Origin of the sequence: Nonomuraea basaltis (assembly GCF_005893125.1) — a bacterium.
Taxonomy (GTDB): domain Bacteria; phylum Actinomycetota; class Actinomycetes; order Streptosporangiales; family Streptosporangiaceae; genus Nonomuraea; species Nonomuraea basaltis.
In genome coordinates this window covers 1-1,655 of sequence record NZ_VCJS01000524.1, presented here as the reverse complement: position 1 = coordinate 1,655, position 1,655 = coordinate 1, and the positions used below count along the sequence as shown (strand labels likewise).

Sequence of the window (1,655 nt, the reverse complement as noted above, 5' to 3'; positions counted from 1 at the left end):
CCATCCCCCACTCCCACCCCTACCAGCACGCCCTCGACCCTCAGCCTTGTTGACGCAGCCAAAGCTGAGGCTAAGAAGCACAGCAAGCCGGTTGAGATTCCCAGCCTGCACACCGAGAACATGACCACTGTGGCCAACCCGGACGGCAAGACCGTGGGCACCTACGTCTATCCGGCCCCGGTTCGCTTCAAGGACGGCACGGGAAACTGGCAGGCGATCGACGCGACCCTCGTCCAGGACGGTGGTGTCATCAAGCCGAAGGCGCTCAAGGATGAGGTGAAACTGTCCGCCGGAGGCGACACCGGCCTGCTGAGCGTCAAGACCCCCACGGGGCTGGCACAGGTCGCATCCGTGGCCAAATTGCCGGCCCCAGCCCTGTCGCGCAACACGGCAAAATACGCCGATGCCTACGGTGAGGGCATCGACCTGGTGCTAGAGGTCACGGCGACTGGCATCCGGCAGAAGATCATCATCAGACAGCGGCCCACCAAGCAGCTAACGTTACGCGTGCCAGTCGATCCGGGCGCCGGGCTGACATACCGCAGCAAATCCGGCCGAGCAGAGGTACTCGACGACGGTAAGAAGGTCGCCGATATCACCCCAGCCCAAATGCTGGACGCAACAGCAACCGAATCGGTCACAGCCGGCAAGATCAGCAGCGTCGACACCGCACTTGACGGGAATAGCCTCGTCTACGAACCGGACGCCGCGTTCCTGGCGGATCCGGCGACGACGTATCCGGTCACGCTGCTGGGTGACCCCACCCCGTGGTACGGGGCGGGATTCCCGGTGGACACGTTCGTCAGCAACGACTCGCGATTCACGGTAGGCACCGGCCAGCAGTACATGGACGCTCTTCTCGCTGGCCGAAACAACTTCGATGGGGAGACGGGGAGTACCTACTACATCTACCGCTCTTACCTGAAGTACGACCTGTCTAATGCCCCTTGGTATGGCCAGCCGATCCTGAACGCCGATGTGCGGCCGTGGAACTACATCACCACGCACTGCGGCGGCCCAGACCAAACGCCCAAGATGGCGGTGCGGCGGGTCACCAGCAACTGGACGCTTGACGGCTCCAGTTCAGTGAACCTGCGCTGGGACCGGCAGCCGTCTGTCACCATCGACGACGAATCGGTTAAGGGCGGCGGCGTGGGCCGCATCAGGAAGGCCGGCGGCACCTACGTCAACTGCTCGGCGCCCTCGCAGGAGCTGTACTACACGATCGAGGACATCGTCCGGGCCTGGGCTGGCGGCGCCCCCAATTACGGCCTGCAGATCGCGGCCTACGGCGACAGCAGCGGCACCTCGAACTTCCGTGAATTCCTCAGCAGCCAATGGGCCGGGGTCGATGGTCGCGGCCCCGTGCTGTTCGTCTTGTATGAAGCGCCGTCCCCCAAGCAGGCCAAGGGGATGTTCCTGCCGTACGTCGAGGAGCCCACGGTCGGGGACGACCGCGACAACGACTTCTCCTCCGGCTCCTACCCAGAGGCGTCCTCGATCGACGAGGCCGCGGCGCTGCTGCAGCGGGAGAACTCCCCCGACTACATGATGGAGGACTCGGCAGTCGGCGTGGACGTCCCCGACGACATGACTCCTGAGGAGTTCATGTCCTCCGTCGAGGCCACCCACCCGATCGATCCTCCGCCCACCCC

1 protein-coding gene is annotated in these 1,655 nt (G+C 64.4%); it reads left to right on the top strand.

The features are described 5' to 3' along the window. Positions 1 to 120: 120 nt before the first annotated feature. Positions 121 to 1,655, top strand: a 1,535-nt coding sequence (locus EJK15_RS69140; RefSeq protein ID WP_138720897.1) for a DNRLRE domain-containing protein, incomplete at its 3' end; no start/stop codon positions are given.